General features: G+C 70.7%; 1 protein-coding gene. It reads left to right on the top strand.

Translation table 11 applies throughout. From position 1 onward, the window contains the following. Positions 1 to 3,974 (top strand): type I polyketide synthase (locus tag ABZZ04_RS39255; RefSeq protein WP_356937027.1); only part of this gene is annotated, 3,974 nt, incomplete at both ends.

Below are 3,974 nucleotides of genomic sequence, written 5' to 3'. Positions count from 1 at the left end.
GACTGGAACCAGGCCCTCGGAACCGCCCCGAACGTCGGCAAGAACCCCCTGCCCGACCTCCCCACCTACGCCTTCCAGCACGAGCACTACTGGATCGATTCGGAGAAGCCATCGGGCGATGTCCGTTCCGTGGGTCTCAGGGCCTCGGAACACCCCTGGCTGGGTGCTGTCACCGCGACGGCGGATGACGACGGGTATCTCTTCACCGGTCGTCTTTCTCTCGCCGATCAGCCGTGGCTGGCCGAGCACGCCGCGTTCGGGACCGTTCTCGTCCCCGGCACCGGACTGCTCGAACTGGCGCTGACCGCGGCCCACCACGTGGGCGCCTCGGCCGTCGAGGAACTCACCCTCCTCGAACCGCTCGTCCTGACCGACGAGACCCCCCTTCGCCTCCAGGTCGTCGTCGGAGCGGAAACTTCGCAGGGGCGTCGGCCGGTGGCGGTCTACAGCCGGGGGGAGGACGTGTCCGAGGATGCTCCGTGGCGTCAGCATGCCGCCGGTGAGCTGGGGCACACGCAGTCCGCGGTTCCGGAGGCGGCCGCCGAACTGGTGCAGTGGCCGGTTGCGGGTGCAGAGCAGGTCGTACTGGACGGGTTCTACGAGGACTTCCGTGCCCGTGGCCTGGAGTACGGCCCCGCCTTCCAGGGCCTGACCGAACTGTGGCGCAAGGGCAGTACCGCGTACGGGACCGTCCGCCTGCCCGAGGGGCTCCGGCCCGACGACTTCGGCATCCACCCCGCACTCCTGGACGCCGCCCTGCACGCGATGGTGGCGGTCCAGGACGGAACGGGAACCGAGGGACACGTACCGCTCCCCTTCGAGTGGACCGGTGTCGAGCTGTACGCGACCGGCGCCACCGAACTGCGCATACGCATCGAACTCGACGACGCACGCACCAACTTGAGCGTGTCGGCCGTGGATCCGGCCGGTCGTCCGGTGGCACACGCGCAGGGGTTGCAGTTGCGTGAGGCGACGGCCGAGCAGGTTCGGTCGGTTGCCTCGACCGAGCACCTCTACCACGTCGAGTTCCGGGCCCCCCGTGCGCTGGAGGAGGCACCGGACGGGGAGGTCTGGGTCCTCGGTGGCAGCGGCGAGATGGCCCGGGCCCTGGACGCGCAGAGCATCGCGCGGGCCGACGGACTGTTCGCCCGACTGGACGAAGGCATCGAACCGCCCCTGCGCCTCGTCATCGACATGACGGGTACGGCCGGGCAGCCGGAGGACCCGGCCGGTACCGCACTGGAGGCGGCCGGCGAAGCCCTTGCTCTCGTGCAGCGCATCCTGGCCGAACCACGCCTGGAGGAAGTTGCGTTGACGTGGGTGACGCGTGGCGCGGTGGATGCCGGTGACGGGGTGCGCGACCTGGTGCACGCCCCGCTGTGGGGGCTGCTGCGCACGGCGCGCAGCGAATACCCGGAGCGGGTGATCCAACTCGTCGACCTCGACGCCAACGCCAACGCCAACGTCGATACCGGCACCGGCACCGACATCGAGGTGCCGTTCCTTGTGGACGAGCCCGAGGTCGTGGTGCGTGGGGGCCGGGTGCGGGTGGGCCGGCTGGTGCGTGCGGCAGCCACCGACAACGACAACAGCAGTAACAGTGTTGCTGGTGAGCGGCCGGTGCTGGATCCGTCCGGTGCGGTGCTGATCACGGGTGGTACGGGTGAGCTGGGCCGTGCGGTGGCCGGGCACCTGGTGCGTGTGCACGGGGTGCGGCACCTGGTGCTGACCTCGCGACGCGGCCAGGAGGCGCCCGGCGCCGAGGAGCTGACGGCGGAACTCACAGCCGCCGGAGCCGAGACCGTACGCCTGGTGGCCTGCGACGTGTCGGACCGCGACCAGATCGCGGCAGTACTCGCCGACACCGGAACCGACACCGACACCGAGCGTCCCTGGACCGGAATCTTCCACCTGGCGGCGGTGCTGTCGGACGGCGTGCTCCCGGCGCAGGACGCGCAGCGACTGGCCCATGTGTGGGGGCCCAAGGCGCAGGGCGCGGCGCACCTGGACGAGCTGACGCGAGGCATGGATCTTGCGGCGTTCGTGCTGTTCTCGTCGGCCGCCGGAGTGCTCGGTGGCGCGGGACAGAGCAACTACGCCGCGGCCAACGCCTTCGTGGACGCCCTGGCCTCCCGGCGGCGCGCCGACGGGTTGCCGGCCGTCAGCCTGTCGTGGGGCCTGTGGCAGCAGGCCGGGGTCGGGCTCACCGCGGGCCTCGGCCAGGCGGAGCTGGCCCGACTGCGCCGTCAGGGCGTCGGCGCGCTGAGCGAGAAGCAGGGGCTGACCGCACTCGACACGGCCCTCTCGCACCCGCTCGCCCACCTCGTGCCCGTACGGCTCGAACTGACTTCCCTGCAACGCGAAGCGGACGGCGGCGGGTCGGTGCCGCCTCTCTGCCGAGGACTGTTGCGAGCCCGGCGCAGGCGTGCGGGGGAGTCCGGGGCGACGCCGTCGGGCCTGCGTGAGCAGTTGGCGGTCCTTCCGGAGACGGAGCGTTCGGCTTGGCTCACCCGTCTTGTCCAGCGTGAGGCCGCTGTGGTTCTGGGTGTGTCCGATGCGGACGGGATCGGTGCGCAGCAGGTGCTCAAGGAGTTGGGGATCGACTCGTTGATGGCGGTGGAGCTGCGGCGTCGGCTCTCGGCCGAGACCGGTCTCACGCTGCCCTCGACCCTCGCCTTCGACTACCCCACCCCCACCGCGGTGGCGGGCCTTCTGCTGGAGAAGTTCGCACTTTCGGACCGGCCGAGGACTTCTCCCACCCGCATGGTCCGGAAGACGCCGGCTGCGGAGAGCGACCCCATCGCGGTGGTGTCGATGGCGTGCCGGCTTCCGGGCGGTATCGATACGCCGGAGGCGTTCTGGGATTTGTTGGTGTCCGGTGGGGATGCGGTGGGTGGTCTGCCGGAGCGTTGGCGGGGGCTTGACCTCTTCGATCCGGATCCGGAGTCGGTCGGTAAGAGTTATGCCCGTGAGGGTGGGTTCATCGATGATGTCGAGGGTTTCGATGCCTCGTTCTTCGGGATCTCGCCGCGTGAGGCGCTGTCGATGGACCCTCAGCAGCGGCTGGTGCTGGAGGCGTCGTGGGAGGCGCTGGAACGGGCCGGCATCCGGCCCGACGCACTGACCGGCAGCAACACCGGCGTCTACCTCGGCGCCATGACGTCGGACTACGGCCACCAAGGTCATGACCTGGACGCCCTCGACGGCTACACCAGTACCGGTTACGCCAGCAGCGTGGTCTCGGGCCGGGTGTCGTACGCGCTCGGCCTCCAGGGCCCGGCCGTGACCGTCGACACCGCGTGCTCGTCGTCGCTCGTGGCCATGCACCTCGCGGCCACCGCCCTGCGCCAGGGCGAGTGCGAACTCGCCCTCGTCGGCGGTGCCACCGTCATGAACACCCCGGCACTGTTCGTGGAGTTCTCCCGCCTCAAGGGCATGGCGCCGGACGGGCGTTGCAAGTCCTTCTCCGCCCAGGCCGACGGCGCCGGCTGGGCCGAAGGGGTCGGCATCCTCGTGCTGAAGCGGCTGTCGGCCGCCGAGCGCGACGGGGACCGGGTCCTGGCGGTGCTGCGGGGCAGTGCCGTCAACCAGGACGGTCGTAGTCAGGGGCTCACCGCCCCCAACGGACCCTCGCAGCAGCGTGTCGTGCAGGCGGCCCTGGAGGCTTCGTACCTCGCTCCGGCCGATATCGATGCGATCGAGGCGCACGGCACGGGTACGTCGTTGGGCGACCCGATCGAGGCGGGTGCGCTGGGTGAGGTGTTCGGTCCGGGGCGTGAGGCGGGCCGGCCGGTGTGGCTGGGGTCGTCGAAGTCGAACATCGGGCACGCGCAGGCGGCCGCCGGTGTCGTAGGCGTGATGAAGATGGTTCTCGCGCTCCAGCACGAGACCCTTCCGAAGACCCTGTACGTGGACGAGCCCAGCCCGCACATCGAGTGGGACGGCAGTGGGCTCCGGCTGCTCGACGAGGCACG

The organism is Streptomyces sp. NPDC006435 (assembly GCF_040612315.1).
Taxonomy (GTDB): Bacteria; Actinomycetota; Actinomycetes; order Streptomycetales; family Streptomycetaceae; genus Streptomyces.
The sequence above is the reverse complement of the archived record's forward strand: the minus strand, read 5'-3'. Positions and strand labels throughout refer to the sequence as shown.